Consider the following 18761-nt stretch of genomic DNA (forward strand, 5'->3'; position numbering starts at 1 on the left):
GCGGAGCAGCACGGGCGAAACCGCTTCGCCCGTGCGGGAACTCGTGGTCCCGGACCCGTCGAGCTCCGTGCGGTGGCACCAGCACGACTGGCCCCACCCGCTGGCCCGCTGGCACCACCACCCCGAGGTCGAGGTCCACCTCGTCCGCGAGTCCTCCGGGACGATGATGATCGGTGACTACGTGGGTCCGTTCGGGCCCGGCAACCTGTGCCTCATCGGGTCCTTCCTCCCGCACAACTGGATCTCCCACCTCGACGACGACGAACCGGTGCGCAACCGCGACGCGGTCCTGCAGCTCGACCAGGACCGGTTCTTCGCCGCCGCCGAGAAGCTGCCGGAACTGGAATCACTGCGCCCGCTGCTGGACGACGCGGCGCGCGGCATCGAGTTCGGCGGCCGCTCGGCGGAGGAGGGCACGGCGGCCCTGGAAGCCGTGCAGGGCACCTTCGGCCTGCGGCGCCTGGCCGCGGTCACCGAGCTGCTGAGCGTGCTCGCCGAGTCGCCCGAGTCCGACCGCCACTACCTCGACAGCCACGGCGGTTCCTACCGCTTGGACGTCGAGGAGACCGAGCTGTTCAACCGGGCGCTGAACCACATCACCGACCACCTCGCGGACCGGTTGCTGCTCCGGGACGTGGCCGACGAGGTGGCGTTGAGCCGCGACGCCTTCTCCCGGTTGTTCTCCAAGGCCACCGGTGTCGGCTTCAGCCGCACCGTGAGCCGCATGCGCGTCACGGAGGCCTCCCGCCTGCTGCGCACGACCCGGCTGCCCGTCGCGGAGATCTGCTACCGGGTGGGCTTCACCAACCTGTCGAACTTCAACCGCCAGTTCCGCGCCGCGACCGGCACGACCCCGTCCCGCTACCGCCGGCTCAACCAGCACTGACCGAGCGGACCGCCGGGGTCAGCCGGAGAAGTAGCCGCCCCAGCCGTCCCGGTAGAAGCCGCGAATGTGCCTCTCGACGTGCTCCTGCGCCGCGGCGCCGTCGCCGGCTTCCAGCGCCTGGTAGATCGCGCGGTGATCGCTCCTGAGCCCGTCGGCGATCGGGTACCAGGCGTCGCCCAGGTCCCGGAAGGCGTTCAGCAGCGGCCGGCGCATGGATTCGCGGATCGCGATCGTCATGTCGGCGACGAGCCGGTTGCCGCCCGCTTCGGCGATCGCGACGTGGAAATCGGTGTCCAGCTCGTTGAAGCGCTCGCGGTCGCAGTCCGGGTCGTCCATGGCCGCGAGCAGCTCGCGCATCTCCTCCAGGTCGGCCGGAGTGGCGCGCTCGGCGGCGTGCCGGGCGCTCTCGCGCTCCAACATGACCCGCGCGTCCACGACGTGCTGGATGGGGAAGTTGGCCAGCGCCACGTGCAGGCGCAGCAGCCGGTTCAGGGCGCTGCTGGGCGTGGCGGCAACGGTCGTCCCCGCATCCGGTCCGGTGCCGACCGACATGCGCAGCACGCCCTGCGCCTCCAGCGCGCGGAACGCCTCGCGGACCGCGCCCCGGCTCACGCCCAGCATCTGCGCCAGGTCGCGCTCGGCGGGCAGCCGATCGCCCACCTTCAGCTGGCCGGTCACGATCTGCTCTTCGACCCGCTCGATCACGAGCTCGTAGGTCCGCGCTCGCGCCACCGGGCGCCACGATCCGCCCGCGTTCGGATCGTCGTCGATCTCGCTCCCGGCCATCGGTGCCCCCGAAACCTTTACATCCCGTTCTGAGGCTCTTAGGGTACAGCCACCTTATGGTCCGACCACATAAAGGTCGACATCGGCGGACTTGACTCAGAGAGGTGTCACGCCCGTGTACCAACCGGATCCAGCGCCGATCGGCGGAAGCCTGGTGCTCTCGGCCGTGCTGGCCGCCCTGCCCCTCGTCACCGTGTTCGTGCTGCTCGGCGCATTCCGCGTGAAGGCCCACTGGGCGGCCCTGTCCGGGCTCGCGGTAGCTCTTGCCGTGGCCGTTGCCGCCTACGGGATGCCGGTCGGCATGGCGTTGTCCTCAGCAGGACAAGGCGCCGCGTTCGGGCTGCTGCCGATCATGTGGATCGTCTTCACCGCGATCTGGCTCTACCAGCTCACGGTGACCAGCGGGCGCTTCGAGGACCTGCGCACGTGCTTCGGCATGATCTCCCCGGATCCGCGGATCCAGGCCGTGGTCATCGCGTTCTGCTTCGGCGGTCTGCTCGAAGCCCTCGCGGGGTTCGGCGCACCCGTGGCGATCACCGGCATGATGCTGGTCGCGATCGGATTCCCTCCGCTGCGCGCCGCCGTGACGGTCCTGCTCGCCAACACCGCGCCGGTCGCCTTCGGCGCCCTGGCCACCCCGATCATCACCGCCGGTGAGCTGACCGGGATCCCCTACGAGCACATCGGTGCCGTGGTAGGACGGCAGACCCCGGTGCTGGCGCTGGCCGTGCCGTTCCTGCTCGTCCTCATCGTCGACGGAAGTCGCGGTCTGCGGGAGACCTGGCAGGCAGCGGCGGCGACCGGCGTCGGTTTCGCCGTCGCCCAGTTCGTCTGCGCGAACTACATGTCGGTGCAGCTGACCGACATCGTGTCCTCCCTCGTCGGCGCCGTGGCGCTGGTGGTCCTCCTCCGCTTCTGGCAGCCCCGCGGCGGCGAAGCGGCGCACGAGCGCATCGGACGCGCGACGCCGACCGATGGTCCCAGCGGGGGAGCCTCCGCCACGCGGACGATCGTGGGGGAGCGGCAGCGGCTCAGCGCCGCCCGGACCGCGATGGCCCTGCTGCCCTACGTCCTCGTCGTGGTCGTGTTCTCGGTGGTCAAGCTGTGGGAGCCGCTGGGCGACGCGCTGGACGCCACGACCGTGAAGATCCCGTGGCCCGGGTTGCACGGCGAGCTGCTGACGACGTCCGGGGAGCCCTCCAGCACCACCGTTTTCAGCCTGAGCTGGCTGTCCTCGCCCGGAAGCCTGCTGCTGCTCTGCGGGTTCGGCGTCGTGGCCGCCTACCGGATCCCGTTGCGCGCCGCCCTCTCCGACCTGGTCGGCACCGCGAAGTCGCTGCGGTGGTCGGCGCTCGCGGTCGTGGGGGTGCTCGCCCTGGCCTACGTCATGAACCAGTCCGGGCAGACCACCACGATCGGTACCGCCATCGCCGGCGCGGGTGCGGCGTTCGTCTTCCTGTCCCCGGTGCTGGGCTGGATCGGCGTCGCGGTGACGGGATCGGACACCAGCGCCAACGCCCTGTTCGCGGGGTTGCAGCAGGTGGCCGCGCAGAAGGTGGGCGTGGACCCGGCCCTGCTGGTGGCCGCCAACACCTCCGGCGGTGTGATGGGCAAGATGGTCAGCCCGCAGAACCTGAGCATCGCGGCGAGCGCGGTCGGGCTGGTCAACCAGGAGGCGACGCTGCTGCGGGTGACGCTGAAGTGGAGCCTGGGACTGCTGCTGGCGCTCTGCGTCCTCGTCTTCCTGCAGGCAACCGTCCTGGCCTGGATGCTGCCGCAGTAAGAGCTGTTGAGGAATCGCTTTGCGTGGCGGTGCGGGTGGCGGAACCTGAGCGCCTTCGTGGTCTCCGTGCGCCGCTCCTTGAGTATGTCGATACGCGGCGTCCCGGCGTACTCGCCACGAAGGCGCTGAAGAACCCGCGGCGGTGCGGGTTTCTCGGGTGGTGGAAGAGGATTCGGCTCCGCCGCATTCTCGAACACCCCCTTGGCAGACCATCGATCGATGAAGAGAGGAAACCCTTGAGCGAGCGGCGAATTCCCCGCTGGTCAGAGCTGAAACCCCTCCTGCGACCGCGGCCCGTCGAGCTCGGCGGCACCCGGCGCAGGCTCTCCCGGGCGCACACGATCGCCGACCTCCGGCAGCTGGCGCGTCGCCGCACGCCGAAGGCGCCGTTCGACTACACCGACGGGGCCGCCGAGGAGGAGATCAGCCTGCGGCGGGCGCGGCAGGCGTTCCGCCAGGTCGAGTTCCACCCCGCCGTGCTCCGCGACGTCTCCGCGGTCGACCCGTCCGCGGAGATCCTCGGCGCGCGCTCGGCGCTGCCGTTCGCGTTCGCCCCGACCGGGTTCACGCGGATCATGCAGCACGAGGGCGAGCGGGCGGTGGCCCGCGTCGCCGAGCGGGCCGGCATCCCGTTCTCGCTGTCGACCATGGGCACGACGTCCATCGAGGACGTGGCCCGCACGGCGCCGAACGCGCGGAAGTGGTTCCAGCTCTACCTCTGGAAGGACCGCCGAGCCAGCGAGGACCTCGTCAACCGCGCGCTGGAAAGTAATTACGACACGCTGATCCTCACGGTCGACACCCCGGTCGCGGGCGCCCGGCACCGGGACGCGCGGAACGGGTTGACGATCCCGCCCGCGCTGTCCGCGCGCACCTTCGTGGACGGCGTGCTGCACCCGGCGTGGACCTTCAACCTGCTCACGACCGAGCCGCTGTCGTTCGCCTCGCTGTCCTCCTGGGACGGCACCGTCGCCGAGCTGATCAACACCATGTTCGACCCCACGGTGACCTTCGCCGATCTGGAGTGGCTGCGGGAGCTGTGGCCGCACGAGCTCGTGGTCAAGGGCGTGCAGAGCACGACCGACGCCCGCGACGTCGTCGCCGCCGGTGCGGACGCGGTGGTGCTGTCCAACCACGGCGGTCGCCAGCTGGACCGCGCTCCCACGCCGTTGAAGCTGCTCCCGCGGGTCGTCGACGAGCTCCAGGGACGCGCAGAGATTCTGCTGGACACCGGCGTCCTCAGCGGTGCCGACATCATCGCGGCCGTCGCCAACGGTGCGAGCGGCTGCCTGATCGGACGGGCCTTCCTCTACGGCCTGATGGCCGGTGGCGAGCGCGGGGTCGATCGCGCGGTGGAGATCCTGAGCTCCGAGATCACCCGCACCATGCAGCTGCTCGGCGTCAGCCGGATCACCGACCTCACACCGGAGCACGTCACCCTGCCCGCATGAGGACCCGGGGGCCTGAGCACTCGGTGCTCGGCCCCCGGCCGACATGCGCGAGGAGCGGCGCGCGGACGCTCCGCACCGCCGCGTGAAGCAGTGCCCGAACAGCTCCTAGTGCCGGACGATCTCGCGTTCGACGTGGTCGTGCAGCACCTGCCGCATCCGCTCGACGGAACGGCCGGGCCTGGCGGTGAGCACCTGGATTCCCAGGCCGTCGATCAGCGCGGTCAGCGGCACGGTGAGGTCCTCGGGGTCGGTGTCGCTGACGAACACGCCCTGCTGCTGGCCCTCCCGGATGGTGCGGGCGATCGTGTCGTGCCAGCGGGTGTAGGAATCCGAGTGCAGCACGCCCATCTCCGGGTTGCGCGCGCTCTCGTTCCACACCTGCAACCAGATGGACCACTCCAGCCGCAGCAGACCGGGTTTGGGCAGCTGCAGCTCGACGAGCCGCAGCAGCCGTTCGTGCGCGTCCTCGATGCTGTGCAGTTCGGCGACCTGCCGGTCGAACGCCTGCCGCACCGAGTGCCGCAGCGCCTCGGTGAGCAGGTCGTCCCTGCCGGGGAAGTGGTAGTGGATGGTCGCCGCGCTGACCCCGCACGCCTTGGCCACGTCGGAGATCCGCACCGCGTGGTAGCCGTGCTCGGCGATCAGGTGCCAGGCGGCGTCGAGGATCTGCTGGTGGCGCCCGGCCTCGCGCGCGTCGGTGGTGCGGGCCAGGACGGCCGAGCGCTGCGGGGCGGCGGCGACCGTGTCGGCCTCGTCGCTGCCGTTGATCAGCCAGTTCACCGTCACGTTGCCGACCTCGGCGATGCGGGTGAGCTCGGCGGGGGTGAAGCGCCTCGTGCCGGCCAGCGACTTCGACAGCTTGGTGGCGTCCAACCCGATCTGCTCGGCGAACGCGCGCTGGCTGCCCGGGTGGGCGCGCAGCACGTCCTTCACCCGGCCGCGCAACGGCGACTCCCTGTCCTCCACGACCCTGAACACTAACAGGCATTGCGACAATCGCAACGCGCGAGCTCGTCGCAACGCTGCGAGCAGCTGGTCGAAGCATCGCGCACCTCGAAGAATGCCAGTTGAAATGCTGTTATGGCGAACGACCCTTGACGGGACGGACAAAAGGGCTCAAGGTTTACGCCGTTGCGCAACTGACTCATCAGTCGAATCGCAACGCCCATCCGCTCGGAGAGCGCCTGCTGCCCGGCGTGGAACACACGCATCGGGCCACGGCTCGCTCCCGGCGGCCCGCGAGACACGGCACGACGAGGCGCGGCGCGGCACGACCCGGCCGGCAGGCGTCGGCCACGAACATGTGGAGGTGCTTCCGTCATCCCTGCGACAGGCGGAGAAGTTCGGATCGACAGACGGATCTTCTGGTTCTCGGTGCTGCTGGTGGCCGCGATCTGCGTCCCGGTCATGATCGCCCCGGAACGTGGTCAGCAGGCTCTCGACAGCGCGCTCGGTGTGCTGACCGGGAAGTTCGGGTGGCTCTATCTCTGGTTCGCCGCCGCGGTCGCGGGCTTCCTCGGGTGGCTGGCGTTCAGCCGCTACGGCCGGGTGAAGTTCGGCGGTCGCGACGACAGGCCAGAGTTCTCCACCCACAGCTGGCTGGCGATGATCTTCACCTCGGGCATCGGCGGTGGGATCATCTACTGGGGTGTCATCGAGTGGTCGTACTACTACGTCGAGCCGCCGATGGGCATCCAGCCCCGCAGCACCGAGGCGGCCGACTGGGCCGCCACCTACCCGCTGTTCCACTGGGGATTCACCGCGTGGGGCCTGTTCTGCTTGCCCGCCCTCGCGCTGGCCTACGTCTACCACGTGCGCAAGCAGCGGACCCTGCGGCTCAGCGACGCGTGCCGCGGAGTCATCGGTGACCGGGCCGACGGCTGGCTCGGCAGGCTCATCGACGTGCTGTTCATCTTCGGCCTGATCGGAGCCGCCGGCACCTCGCTGGGGCTGGAGGTCCCGCTGGTGTCCGAGGGCATCGCCTCGATGACCCCGTTGGAGAAGGGCACCCCGCTGGACATCGGGATCGTCGTGGTCTGGACGGCGCTGTTCGGCGTGAGCGTGTTCCTCGGGATGCAGAAGGGGCTCAAGCGCCTCGCCGACATCAACGTGTGGCTGGCGCTCGGGCTCGGGCTGTTCATCCTGGTGCTGGGCCCGACGGTGTTCCTGATCGACACCTTCACCCAGAGCTTCGGCATCCTGCTGCAGAACTTCGTGGAGATGAGCTTCTACACCGACCCGGTGGGCGGCTCCGGGTTCGAGGAGACCTGGACCATCTTCTACTGGGGCTGGTGGATCGCCTACGCGCCGTTCGTCGGCCTGTTCACCGCCAAGATCTCCAAGGGCCGCACGGTCCGCGGGCTGATCGGGGCGATGTGCCTCGCAGGCAGCGCCGGGTGCTGGCTGGCGTTCATGCTGCTGGGCAACACCTCGCTGTACTTCGAGCTCCACAAGATCGTGCCGGTCGCCGACATCGTGCAGAAGCAGGGCGACACGGCGGGCATCATCGCCACCCTGGCGCACCTGCCGTTCGGTTCGTTCGCGGTGGTGGCCTTCCTGCTGCTGATGGTGGTCTTCCTGGCCACGACGCTGGACTCCTCGGCCTACACCATGGCCGCGGTGGCGTCCAAGGACCTGCCGCAGGACGTGGAACCGACGAGGTGGCACCGCGTCTTCTGGGCGATCGTGCTGGCCGGGGTGTCGATCGTGCTGATGTACACCGGCGGTCTCGAAGCCCTGCAGACCTTGTCCATCATCACCGCGTTCCCGCTGATCTTCGTGCTGATGATCGTCGCGGTGTCGCTGATCAGATGGCTGCGAGCCGACTTCGCCGAGGGAGGGGTCGATCGCTCCCTCGTGATCGCCCCCACCGAGCGTGAAGACCCCGAGAAGGAACCCGTGACGGCGTCGACCTGACCACCCGGATCGGGACCGTCCTCACCCGGTGAGCGACGGTCCCGATCCCTGCTGAACGGGCGAGTGCGCTGCTCGCCTCACCGGCTCCCGTCCTGGGCGAGGGCGGGCTGGCCGCCGGTGGTCGGGTCGGGTTCTCCCGCGGCCGTTGAGCGTTCAGCGGAGGTCGGGTCCGCGAGGACCTGCCTGGCCCGGTCGATGTCGAGGTTCCGGTCCCACTTGGCGATGACCAGGGTGGCCACGGCGTTGCCGTAGAAGTTGACCAGGGCGCGGCATTCGGACATGAACTTGTCGATGCCGAAGATCAGCATGATGCCCGCGGCGGGAACGGTCCCGACGGTCGACAGCGTCGCGGTCAGGGCGATGAAGCCGCCGCCCGCAACGCCTGCGGCGCCCTTGGAGGTCAGCAGCATGACCGCGAGCAGCCCCAGTTGCTGGGTGATGCTCAACGGGGTGTTGGTGGCCTGCGCGATGTAGAGGGTGGCCAGCGACAGGTAGATCGCGGCGCCGTCGAGGTTGAAGCTGTAGCCGGTCGGGACGACGAGGCCGACGGTGGTGCGGTCGGCGCCCATGAACGTCATCTTGCGCATCAGGCCGGGCAGCGCGGGTTCGGCGGTGGAGGTGCCCAGCACCAGGAAGAACTCGTCCTTGAGGTAGCGGAACAGCTGGAAGATGTTAAGCCGGACGTAGGCGGCGAGGAATCCACCGAGGACGACCACCACGAACAGGATCGAGGTGATGTAGAACAGGGCGATCAGCGATCCGAGACTGGTCAGCGTGGACAGTCCGAACTTGCCGATGGCGTAGGCCATCGCGCCGAAGGCGCCGAGCGGCGCGGCCTTCATCACGAAGCTCAAGACCTTGAACACGACGTCGGTGAGCCGCTTGACGCCGGCGATGACGGGTTCGCCGACCGGCCCGACCGCCTTGATCGCGATGCCGAAGAGCACGGCCAGGAAGATGATCTGCAGGATGTCGCCTTCGACGAAGGCGCCGAAGAAGCTGTCCGGGACGATGTGGGTGAGGAACTCCCACCAGTGCTGCGACTCGCCGGATTCGATGTACTCCTGGGCCTTCCCGCTGGTCTGGATCGTCGACGGGTCGGCGTTGACGCCCTCGCCGAGGCGGACGACGTTGATCGCGACCAGCCCGATGACCATCGCGATGATCGTGCCGACCTGGAAGTAGGTCAGGGCTTTGAGCCCGGTCAGGCCGACCTTCTTCAGGTCCGCGACGCTGGCGATGCCGCCGATGATGGTGAGGAAGACGATCGGGCCGATGAGCATCTTCATGGCGTCGATGAAGGTCGTCCCGATGGGCTCCATCGCCTCACCGAGGTCGGGCCACCGCCAGCCGACGACGATGCCGATGACGATGGCGTGCAGGACCTGGACGTAGAGCTGCCGGTACCAGGGCTTGGTTCTCGGTTCCCCGTCGTCCGGCTCCGGCTGCTGTGCGGTCTGCGTCATTGCGTCTCCTGCACGTCGATCGTCGAGGCCCTGCGGGCGGGACCGGGCCGGTGAGGCGGTGATTCGGCTCGAAGCCGCTCACCCGGAAGGTGGCCATGACAGTGACCCGGTGCGCGGTGCGCCGTCCAACAGGGACTCGCTACCCGACGGATAGGTTTCACGAATGAATGCCGATTAAGCTGGGCTGATCCGAGTTCGCCGGCTCCCGAGGAAGGTGCGGATGGACGCGCGTCAGCTCGAGTACTTTGTGGCCATCGTCGACAACGACGGGTTCGGTCGTGCCGCGCAGAAGCTGCACATCGCGCAGCCGTCGCTGTCGCAGGCGGTCGCCGGCCTGGAACGCGAGCTCGGAGTGCGGCTGTTCCACCGGATCGGGCGCGGCGCGGTGCTCAGCGATGCGGGCAAGGAGCTGATCGGTCCGGCGCGCCAGGTCCTGCGCGACCTGCGCACGGCCAGATCCACGATGGACTCGCTGAAGGGCGTGCAGCGCGGCCGCGTCGAGCTGGTGACGATGCCGTCACCCGGCATCGAGCCGCTCAGCACGCTGACCCGCCTGTTCACCCAGCAGCACCCTGGCGTGATCGTCGGCGCGGACGCCGCCTTCACCCCGGAAGAGGTCGTGCAGAAGGTCCGGGACGGCGCTTGCGAACTCGGCCTGGTCGGAGCTCCCGGCAGCGTGATGGCCCCAGGCGTCGACGTGCTGCCGCTGGAATCGCAGAACTTCGTGGTGGTCGGCGCGGACGGCGCGGGCTTCCCGGAGGAGGACCCCGTGCCGAGAGCGGCGCTGGCGGGTGCCCGGCTGATCGCCTCGCCGCCCGGCAGCCAGATGCGCCGCATCGTGGACGAGATGCTCGCCTACGGCGAGGACCTGGAGATCGTGGCGGAGGTCGCCCACCGCACCTCGATCCTGCCGCTGGTGCTGCAGGGAGTCGGGCTCGCCGTGCTGCCCTCGGCCTGGGCGCCCCTGGCTCGCCGGGCCGGTGCCCGCGTCGCGCGCATCGACCCGCCGTCCCAGCTGCACGTCTCGCTGGTCAGCCGGTCCGCACCGCTGACGCCGGCGGCGCAGGCGTTCTTGACCGCGGCCCGCTCCTACGCGCCGAACGACTACCTGGAGCAGACGACATAGCCAACACCTATCAACCGGATCGGGAGCGCGTCTTGGACCTCGGCCGCGCGGCAGGATTCACTCGAAGCCGTACCGGACCATCCGCGCAGCAGGGAGTCACCCGATGTCAGCACAGCGCACGTTCACCATCGCCGCCATCCCCGCGGACGGTGTGGGTACCGAGGTGGTGGCCGCGGGCCGGGCCGTGTTGGACGCGCTGGCCGCCGGGTCGGGTGGCCGCTTCGCCTTCGACTGGACCGAGTTCCCGTGGGGCTGCGGGTACTACGAGAAGACCGGTCGCATGATGGACGAGGACGGTCTGGAGACGCTGCAGGACTTCGACGCGCTGTACTTCGGTGCGGTGGGCTGGCCGTCGGTGCCCGACCACGTCAGCTTGTGGGGGTTGCGGCTGCGGATCTGCCAGAGCTTCGATCAGTGGGCCAACGTCCGGCCGGTGCACTTCCACCCCGGGATCATCTCGCCGTTGCGCAAGGCCGAGGACACCTCGTTGGACTGGGTGGTGGTCCGGGAGAACAGCGAGGGCGAGTACGCCGGTCTCGGTGGCCGCAACCTCGCTGGTCGGGGGCCTGGCAATGAGGTGGCGTTGCAGACGGCGTTGTTCACGGAGAAGGGCTGCGAGCGGATCATGCGGTTCGCCTTCGACCTCGCGCGTGGGCGTGAGCGCAAGAAGGTGTCGTCGGTGACCAAGAGCAACGCCCAGCAGTACGGCATGGTGCTCTGGGACGAGGTCTTCGAGCGGGTGGCGGCTGATTACCCGGATGTGGAGACCGAGAGCGTGCTGGTGGATGCGATGTCGGCGAAGTTCGTCCTGCACCCGGAGGATCTGTCGGTGGTGGTGGCGTCGAACCTCAACGCCGACATCCTGTCCGACCTCGGTTCCGCGCTGGCGGGAAGTCTCGGGCTCGCTGCCAGCGCGAACCTCAACCCCGACCGCCGGTTCCCGTCGATGTTCGAGCCCGTGCACGGCTCTGCGCCTGACATCGCGGGTCGGGGCCTGGCCAACCCGATCGGGGCGATCGGCAGCGCCGCGCTCATGCTGGAGCACTTCGGCTTGACCGACGAGGCCACCCGGGTCCGGGAGGCGATCGAGGCCACCACCGCCTCGGGCCTGCTGACCCCCGACGTCGGCGGAACCGCCAAGACCGACGAGATCGTCGAAGCCATCCTCACCCACCTCGCCTGATCCCCTGGTGCCCACCCCGAGACCCGGATCGGGGTGGGCGCTCAGGCGGCCAGCGCTGCGAGCGCGCGCTCGATGTCGGCGGGTGTGTTGTGGACGTGCGGTGAGAGGCGGAGCCTGCCCGCGCGTTCGGCCGCGTCGACCCCTGCGACGTCCAGGCGGCGGAGCGCTCGCGCCACGGTGTCCGGAGGTTCCGGTTCGAGGAAGACGAGAGTGGAACGGCGCGAACCGGTTTCGGGGCTGCGCAGGGTCCACCCGTCGGGCAGGCCGGCGATGAGCTGGTCGATCAGCGCCTGGTCCTGCCGCTCGATCTGGTCGATCCCGTGATCCAGCAGCACGGACACGGCGCGGTGCCAGGCGGGGAAGACCGAGAGGTTCGCGGTGCAGAAGACGTCGTACGCGGCGGCGCCCAGGTCCTGGCGCAGGCCGTAGCGGCCGGGCGGGTTCGCGATCTCGTCGACCTGGGCGAGCCAGTACCCCTGCTCCTGGTCCAGCCTCCGCATGAGCGCCGGGTGCAGCCAGGCGAATCCCGTCGCGTAGGGGCCGCACAGCCACTTGTAACCGCAGCTCACCAGCGCATCCACGCCCAGGTCGTAGACGTCGGCGGGGCGGGCGCCGACCGCTTGAGAACCGTTGAGCACGAAGGTGACGTCCTCCCGCTGACGGCACACGTCGACCAGGGCGGTCACTTCCGCGGCATGACCGCTCAACGAGAACACCCAACTCGTGCACACGACTCGGGTGCGGTCGGTCAGCGCTTCGTCCAGGTCCTCCGGTTCGAGGGCGCCGGACGGCGCGGGAACGGTGCGCAGGCGCACTCCTCGGCGCTGCAAGGGCAGCCACGGGTAGATCGTGGCCGGGAAATCGCCTTCGACCAGCAGCACTTCGTCGCCGTCGCGCAGGGGCAGGCCGTGCGCGAGCAGGTTCAGACCGTAGGTGGTGCTGTTGCCGAGCACGATCTCGTCGCCACCGGCACCCACCAGCTCGCCGAGCGAGCTGCGCAGCGCGGCGGGCACCTGGAAGAACGCCTCGTCGGACATGCGGCGCGGGTCGAGCTTGGCCTCGATCGCCTCGCGCGCCGCCGCTGCCGCGACCAGCGGCATCGGTCCTTGGTGAGCCGTGTTGAGCCACGCGCGGTCGAGAGGCGCGAACTCTTCGGACAGCGGAGCGGCCACAGCCCCACCTACCCGTGCGGCTGCGGAGCCGAAACATGCCGCTCGTGGTCGGTGCCGGTCGGCGGTGCGAAGTGACTTATGGCCCTGGAGGGTTGGCGGGGTCCTGCGGAGCATCGGGCGGTGTTGAGTCCACCTGGACACGTGGCCGCGCCGCGTCGTTCCGCACCCGAGGAAGGAACTGCATGGGCACCATCACCACCACCGACGCCACGGAGATCTTCTACAAGGACTGGGGTTCGGGCAGGCCGATCGTGTTCAGCCACGGCTGGCCGCTCTCGGCCGACGACTGGGACGCCCAGATGCTGTTCTTCCTGGAACGCGGCTATCGGGTGATCGCCCACGACCGGCGCGGGCACGGACGCTCCAGCCAGACCGGCGACGGCCACGACATGGACCACTACGCCGACGACCTCGCCGCGGTGACAGCCCACCTCGACCTGGCGGACGCGATTCACGTGGGCCACTCGACCGGCGGCGGCGAAGTGGTCCGGTACCTGGCCAGGCACGGCGAGGCGCGGGTGTCCAAGGCGGCCATCATCAACGCGGTCCCACCGCTGATGGTCGCGACCGACGCCAACCCCGGCGGTCTTCCCCGGCAGGTGTTCGACGACTTGCAGGCGCAGCTGGCGGCCAACCGCTCGCAGTTCTACCGCGACCTCCCGTCGGGCCCCTTCTACGGGTTCAACCGGCCGGGTGCGGAACCCTCGGAAGCCCTCATCCAGAACTGGTGGCGCCAGGGCATGATGGGCGGGGCGAAGGCGCACCACGACGGCATCGTCGCCTTCTCCCAGACCGATTTCACCGATGATCTGACGAAGATCACCGTGCCGGTGCTGGTGATGCACACCGAGGACGACCAGATCGTGCCGTACGAGAACTCCGGGCCGCTGTCGGCGAAGCTGCTGAAGAACGCGACGCTGAAGACCTACCGGGGCCTCCCGCACGGCATGCCCACCACGCACGCGGAGACGATCAACGCCGACCTGCTGGCGTTCCTGACCGAGGACTCCTGAGAAACCTGCCCCGTTCCTCGATTCCGGCATCGGGGAGCGGGGCCAGGTCGGGCGTCGTCGGGTCGGCGCGGTCACCAGACGGTGTAGCCGCCGTCCACGACGAGGTCGGTTCCGGTGCAGTAGCTGCTGGCGTCGGAGGCGAGGAAGACCACCGCCGGGGCGATCTCGCCGGGCTCGGCGACGCGGTTCATGGGGGTGCCGTCGATCCAGGTCCGGCGCCACTCCTCGTTGCTCAAACCGCGTTTGGTCAGCTCGGTGCCGACGTAGCCGGGGGAGACGGAGTTGACCCGCACACCGCGAGCGGCCCACTCCCCGGCCAGGGACTTGGTGAGGTGGATGACGCCCGCCTTCGCGGCGTTGTAGGCGGACTGGGGCTGCGGGCGGTTGGAGATGTGGCCGCTCATGCTGCCGGTGTTGATGATGCTCCCGGACCCCTGCGCGAGCATCCGCTTGCCCGCGGCTCGGCAGCTGTAGAAAACGCCGTCGAGGTTCACCGACATCACGCGACGCCAATCGGCGGGGTCGAGGTCTTCGCTGGGGTGGTTGTGCACGATGCCGGCGTTGTTCACCGCGACGTCGACGGAACCGCCCGCGCTCACCACGTGCTCGAACGCGGCGTCCACGCTGTCGGGATCGGTGACGTCCGCGGCGACGAACTCGACGCCGTGGCGTTCGGCCGACGCCCTACCGGTGTCGGGGTTGACGTCGCAGATGAACACCCGAGCACCGGCGTCGCGGAGACCGAGCACGATGGCCTCGCCGATGCCCTGCGCGCCGCCGGTGACGATCGCGTTCCTGCCGTTGAGCGCGAACAGGTCGGTCATTTTCCCTCCCGGGGTGGATGGACGGTGACATCGCGGATCTGGTGCGCACCAGCGGGAAGCAGCTGATCACAGAACCTCGGCGTTCGCCTGGTAGAGGGGCTTGAGCGCGTCGTAGAGCGCGCGGTGCGCGGGGAAGATGCGGTCGTACTCCCGCGCGGGTCCCGGTTGCGGGACGAAGGTGCGCTCCACGCTCACGCCGGCCAGCGCCTCGTCGAAGTCGCTCCACGCGCCGGCACCGACGCCCGCGGCCAGCGCGGCACCGTAAGCGCCTCCCTCGGAGGAACCGGTCACCACGGCGATCTCCCGGTCGAGGACGTCGGCGAGCATCTGCAGCCACAGCGACTCGCTGGTCGCACCGCCGGAGGCGATGACGCGCTCGCAGTCGAGCCCGGCGTCACCGCACACCTCCAGGATCTCCCGCAGGTTCAGCAGCACCCCTTCCATCACGCTGCGCGCCAGGTGACCGACGTGGTGGATCGGCGTCAGACCCACCCAGCTGCCGGTCGCCTCCGGGGCGACGTGCGGCGACCGCTCACCGAGCAGGTAGGGCAGGAAGCGGAGGCCGTCGGAACCGGGGTCGACGGCTTTGGCGAGGCTGATGAGCCGGTCGAAGGAGATCGGATCGGTGGTGGTGGCGGGCGCGAGCGCGTCGCGCAACCACTGGAAGGCACCGCCTGCGCTGAGCGACACACCCATGCAGTGCCAGCGTCCCGGAGCGTTGCCGCAGGACACCTGGACCCGGCCTCCGGGGTTGTCCGGGCAGGAGGACGCGCCACCGGCCACGATCCCGGCCGTACCGAGGGTGAATCCCACGGCGCCCGCGTCGACGAGACCCATCGCGGTGGTCTGGATGACCGCGTCTCCGCCGCCGCCGAAGACCGGGGTGCCGGTGGGGACGTTCCACCGCTCGGTCAGTTCGGGTTTCACCCGCCCGGTCTGGTCGGTGGACTCCACGACGTCGGGCAGCAGCGAGCGGTCGATGTCGAGCAGCTGGAGCAGTTCGTCGGACCAGGCGCGGCGGGCCACGTCGAACAGGCCGGTGCCCGAGGCGTCGGAGACGTCGGTGGCGCACGTCCCGGTCATCAGCAGACGCAGGTAGTCCTTGGGGTTGAGGACGCGTGCCGTGCGGGCGAAGAGCTCGGGCTCGTTCTCCCGGAACCAGACGATCTTGCCGCCGGTGAAACCGGGCAGCATCCGGTTGCGGGTCATTCGCAGGAGCTCGTCGAGCCCGCCTGCCCGTTCGGTGATCCAGTCGCACTGCGGCGCGGCCCGCTGGTCGTTCCACAGGATCGCGTGCCGCAGCGGTTCGCCGGAGGCGTCGAGGGCGGTGAGCCCGTGCATCTGGCCGCACAGCCCGATCCCCGACACCTCCCGCCCGCCCCCGGGCAGCGACGCGGTCAGCGCCGTGATCGCCTCATCGGTGGCGCGCCACCACTCCGCCGGGTCCTGCTCGGCCCATCCCTGCCGGAGGTTGATCATGGCGTAGTCGCGGCTCTGCTTGGCGACCACTTCGCCGTCGCCGTTGACGGCGATGACCTTGCAGGTGGAGGTGCCGAGATCGATGCCGATGAGCATGCTGCTACGTCCTTCCGCGCCTCATTGCGCGCCGTGGCGAAGCCTGATGTGCTTGAGCTGCAAGTAGGATTCGAGGCCCTCGTGGCCGTGTTCGGAACCGAAACCGCTTTCCCGCCGGCCGCCGTAGGGCGCGTTCATGATTCCGGCGTCGACGTTGTTGACCGCGACGTTGCCGAAGTCCAGTTCGCGGGCGAGCGCGAACGTTTCGCGGGTGTCGTCGGTGTAGGCGTAGGCGGCCAGTCCGCCGGGAGCGGCGTTGGCCCGCTCGATGACGTCGTCGAGATCGGAGAACCGCGAGACCCCGACGAGCGGGCCGAAGGTCTCCTCGTGCATCACCAGCGCCTCGTCCGGTGCGTCGGCGACGACGGTGGGGCGCAGGAACAGGCCGGGCTTGAGCTCCGCCACGGGCCCGCCGCCGGCGACCACGGAGGCGCCGCGCTCGCGAGCGTCCTCGATGTGGTCGAGGGTGCGGCGGTAGGTCTCCTCCATCGTCATCGAACCGACGTCCGCGGACGGGAACTCCATCCCGTCGGCCACGTGGAGCGCGTCGGCGGCAGCCGCCAGGCCGGTCAGGAACTCGTCGTAAACGCGGTCCTGCACGTAGATCCGGTTGATCGCGATGCAGATCTGCCCCGCGTTGCGGAACGAACGGCGCGCGGCCCCGGTGATCGCGGCGTCGATGTCCGCCCGCTCGGTGACGATCATCGGGCAGCTGCCGCCGAGTTCGAGGGAGAGGCCGGTGATCCCGTTGACCGAGCGGAAGATCGACTGGCCGGTGCGCATCGACCCGGTGAAGGCGACCTTGCGGATCGCCGGGTGCTCGACCAGGGCCTGACCGGTTCCGCCGTCGCCGTGGACGAAGTTGACCACGCCGCTGGGGAAGACGGCGGCGACGCATTCGGACAGGACCTGCGCGCAGCCCGGGGTGTGCTCGGAGGGCTTGATGACGATGGTGCAACCGGCCGCGGTCGCCCCCGCCAGCTTCCAGCCGATCAGCTCGATCGGGTAGTTCCACGGGACGATGCCGGCGACGGGACCGAGGGGGTCCTTCTCCACGATGCTGGTGAAACCGGCGGCGTCGTTGGGGATGGTCCGCCCGAACACCCGCTGCGCTTCCTCGGCGTAGTAGTGCAGGGCCGTGATGAACTTCCGGACTTCGCCGCGCGCTTCGTCCAGCGGCTTCCCCTGTTCCCGCGTGATGGCCGCGGCCATGTCGTCGACGCGGTGCGCGCACTCCGCGGCGAGCTCGTGCAGGTACCGGGCGCGGTCGGCCGGAAGGGTTCTGCGCCAGGTCCGGAAGGCGGTCGCGGCCGAGGTCACCGCCGCGTCGACGTCCGCGGGTGATGAGCGAGGGGCGATCGCGGCCAGTTCGCCGGTCGCGGGGTTGTTCCGCTCGATCAGGCCCTCGGAGGCGTCGTGCCAGGTGCCGGTGTGGAAGTTCCGGCAGGTGATCACTTGGTTCTCAGGCATCCGGTTCTGCTTTCGTGGCGCTGACGCGAGATCCGGCGATCAGTGCCGTTGATGTTCAGCGGACGGGTTGCAGCTGGGAGACGAAGAACGCGGCGTGGCCGACCTGCGGGCCCGCTACCGGTGAACAGGTGTCGTTCGTTGACTTCGTATGATGATCGGACGATAGTTCTCGCATGGTCCTGTCGCAAGCCCCGATCCCGGCCGCATCGAGTGCGCAGACCCGAGGAGCGTCGCCGGAAAGACCGCCGCGCCTGCCCGACGTGGTAGCCGAGCGCCTGCAGAACGACCTGCTGGCGCAGGGATTGCGCCCGGGGGACCGGTTGCCCACCGAACCGCAGCTCGTCGAGCGCTACGGGGTCAGCCGGACGGTGATCCGGGAAGCCGGTCGCATCCTCGAACAACGCGGGCTCGTGGACATCCGCCCCGGCCGCGGGATGACGGTGTCCAAACCGGATGGTTCCGCGATCGTCCAGCACTACTCGCTGATGCTGGGCATGAACGCGACGACGTTCCAGCAGCTGATGGAGACCAGGCTGATCATCGAGGTCGAGGTGACCGCGCTCGCGGCGGCCCGCCGCACCGACGAGGACCTGGACGAGCTGCGCGCCTCGGTGGGACGCGTGGAACGGCACATGAGTGACTACCAGGTGTGCCTCGAAGAGGACGTGCGCTTCCACGAGATCGTCACGCGCGCGGGCGGGAACCCGTTCTTCTCCTGGTTCATGGACCCGGTCAACACCTGCCTGCGCGAGTCGTACAGGGACGCCGGGACCTACCTCGCGAGCCTGCCCCAGACCTTGGCCGAGCACGGCGCGATCCTGGAGGCGATCGCAGCAGGCGATTCGAACGCTGCGCGGGAGGCCTCGCGCGCACACCTGAACCGGGTCGTCTCGCAGCAGGACGAACTGGTCCCGGGACGAGAACCGCGCTGAAAGATCGCCGCGCTCTTGACCTCCAGCGCGCTCGAGGTTCGACACTCGACGAGTCCCGGCGCTGTCGATCGTCCAGCTCCGACCGATCGGCAACGCCGGGACCTCCTCCTCCACCATCGATCGCAGCGGTGATGCGACCCGGTGTCGATGATCAACCCGGCCCAGATGAACCCGGCGC

General features: G+C 69.5%; 15 protein-coding genes. 8 read left to right on the forward strand and 7 right to left on the reverse strand.

Going from position 1 to position 18761, the window contains the following annotated elements; all coding sequences use genetic code 11:
• Positions 1 to 31: 31 nt before the first annotated feature.
• Entirely contained in the window at positions 32 to 886 is an 855-nt protein-coding gene (locus tag E1181_RS02255) for a helix-turn-helix domain-containing protein (RefSeq protein ID WP_165944495.1), read from the forward strand.
• 18 nt (positions 887 to 904) lie between these two features.
• On the opposite strand, the gene E1181_RS02260 is transcribed toward E1181_RS02255, so the two are convergent.
• Complete coding sequence (locus E1181_RS02260; RefSeq protein WP_132672178.1) at positions 905 to 1672, reverse strand: FadR/GntR family transcriptional regulator; 768 nt, start codon at positions 1670 to 1672, stop codon at positions 905 to 907.
• Between the two features lie 115 nt (positions 1673 to 1787).
• On the opposite strand from E1181_RS02260, the gene E1181_RS02265 reads away from it, so the two are divergent.
• The gene (locus tag E1181_RS02265) at positions 1788 to 3455 is read left to right on the forward strand and encodes an L-lactate permease (RefSeq protein WP_132672179.1); all 1668 of its coding nucleotides are present in this window, start codon (positions 1788 to 1790) and stop codon (positions 3453 to 3455) included.
• A gap of 236 nt (positions 3456 to 3691) precedes the next feature.
• Complete coding sequence (locus tag E1181_RS02270; protein ID WP_132672180.1) at positions 3692 to 4906, forward strand: alpha-hydroxy acid oxidase; 1215 nt, start codon at positions 3692 to 3694, stop codon at positions 4904 to 4906.
• 105 nt (positions 4907 to 5011) lie between these two features.
• On the opposite strand, the gene E1181_RS02275 is transcribed toward E1181_RS02270, so the two are convergent.
• Positions 5012 to 5872: a TetR/AcrR family transcriptional regulator gene (locus tag E1181_RS02275; protein WP_132672181.1), complete on the reverse strand. Its 861-nt coding sequence runs from the start codon at positions 5870 to 5872 to the stop codon at positions 5012 to 5014.
• Positions 5873 to 6265: 393 nt separating this feature from the next.
• Between E1181_RS02275 and E1181_RS02280 the strand changes: the two genes are divergently transcribed.
• Positions 6266 to 7822 (forward strand): BCCT family transporter, encoded by a 1557-nt coding sequence (locus E1181_RS02280; protein ID WP_268952424.1) that lies wholly within the window; start codon positions 6266 to 6268, stop codon positions 7820 to 7822.
• A gap of 77 nt (positions 7823 to 7899) precedes the next feature.
• On the opposite strand, the gene dctA is transcribed toward E1181_RS02280, so the two are convergent.
• Entirely contained in the window at positions 7900 to 9288 is a 1389-nt protein-coding gene (gene dctA / locus E1181_RS02285) for a C4-dicarboxylate transporter DctA (RefSeq protein ID WP_132672183.1), read from the reverse strand.
• Positions 9289 to 9508: 220 nt separating this feature from the next.
• Between dctA and E1181_RS02290 the strand changes: the two genes are divergently transcribed.
• Positions 9509 to 10414 carry a LysR family transcriptional regulator gene (locus tag E1181_RS02290; RefSeq protein ID WP_132672184.1) on the forward strand — a complete coding sequence of 302 codons (906 nt, stop codon included), beginning with the start codon at positions 9509 to 9511 and terminating at the stop codon, positions 10412 to 10414.
• A gap of 103 nt (positions 10415 to 10517) precedes the next feature.
• Entirely contained in the window at positions 10518 to 11597 is a 1080-nt protein-coding gene (locus E1181_RS02295; RefSeq protein ID WP_132672185.1) for a tartrate dehydrogenase, read from the forward strand.
• A gap of 41 nt (positions 11598 to 11638) precedes the next feature.
• On the opposite strand, the gene E1181_RS02300 is transcribed toward E1181_RS02295, so the two are convergent.
• Positions 11639 to 12769: an aminotransferase class V-fold PLP-dependent enzyme gene (locus E1181_RS02300; protein WP_165944496.1), complete on the reverse strand. Its 1131-nt coding sequence runs from the start codon at positions 12767 to 12769 to the stop codon at positions 11639 to 11641.
• A gap of 182 nt (positions 12770 to 12951) precedes the next feature.
• On the opposite strand from E1181_RS02300, the gene E1181_RS02305 reads away from it, so the two are divergent.
• Positions 12952 to 13782, forward strand: coding sequence for an alpha/beta fold hydrolase (locus E1181_RS02305; RefSeq protein WP_132672187.1), 831 nt, complete (start codon positions 12952 to 12954; stop codon positions 13780 to 13782).
• A gap of 71 nt (positions 13783 to 13853) precedes the next feature.
• Here E1181_RS02305 and E1181_RS02310 read toward each other — a convergent pair whose 3' ends face one another.
• The 3 genes from E1181_RS02310 to E1181_RS02320 form a co-directional block, all read right to left on the reverse strand.
• Positions 13854 to 14606: an SDR family NAD(P)-dependent oxidoreductase gene (locus E1181_RS02310; RefSeq protein ID WP_132672188.1), complete on the reverse strand. Its 753-nt coding sequence runs from the start codon at positions 14604 to 14606 to the stop codon at positions 13854 to 13856.
• Between the two features lie 66 nt (positions 14607 to 14672).
• Positions 14673 to 16181: a xylulokinase gene (gene xylB, locus E1181_RS02315; protein WP_132672189.1), complete on the reverse strand. Its 1509-nt coding sequence runs from the start codon at positions 16179 to 16181 to the stop codon at positions 14673 to 14675.
• A 21-nt stretch (positions 16182 to 16202) separates the two neighbouring features.
• Positions 16203 to 17651 carry an aldehyde dehydrogenase family protein gene (locus E1181_RS02320; RefSeq protein ID WP_132672190.1) on the reverse strand — a complete coding sequence of 483 codons (1449 nt, stop codon included), beginning with the start codon at positions 17649 to 17651 and terminating at the stop codon, positions 16203 to 16205.
• Positions 17652 to 17824: 173 nt separating this feature from the next.
• On the opposite strand from E1181_RS02320, the gene E1181_RS02325 reads away from it, so the two are divergent.
• Positions 17825 to 18583: a FadR/GntR family transcriptional regulator gene (locus tag E1181_RS02325; RefSeq protein ID WP_132672191.1), complete on the forward strand. Its 759-nt coding sequence runs from the start codon at positions 17825 to 17827 to the stop codon at positions 18581 to 18583.
• Positions 18584 to 18761: the final 178 nt, after the last annotated feature.

Source organism: Saccharopolyspora terrae (genome assembly GCF_004348435.1).
GTDB classification, from domain to species: Bacteria; Actinomycetota; Actinomycetes; order Mycobacteriales; family Pseudonocardiaceae; genus Saccharopolyspora; species Saccharopolyspora endophytica.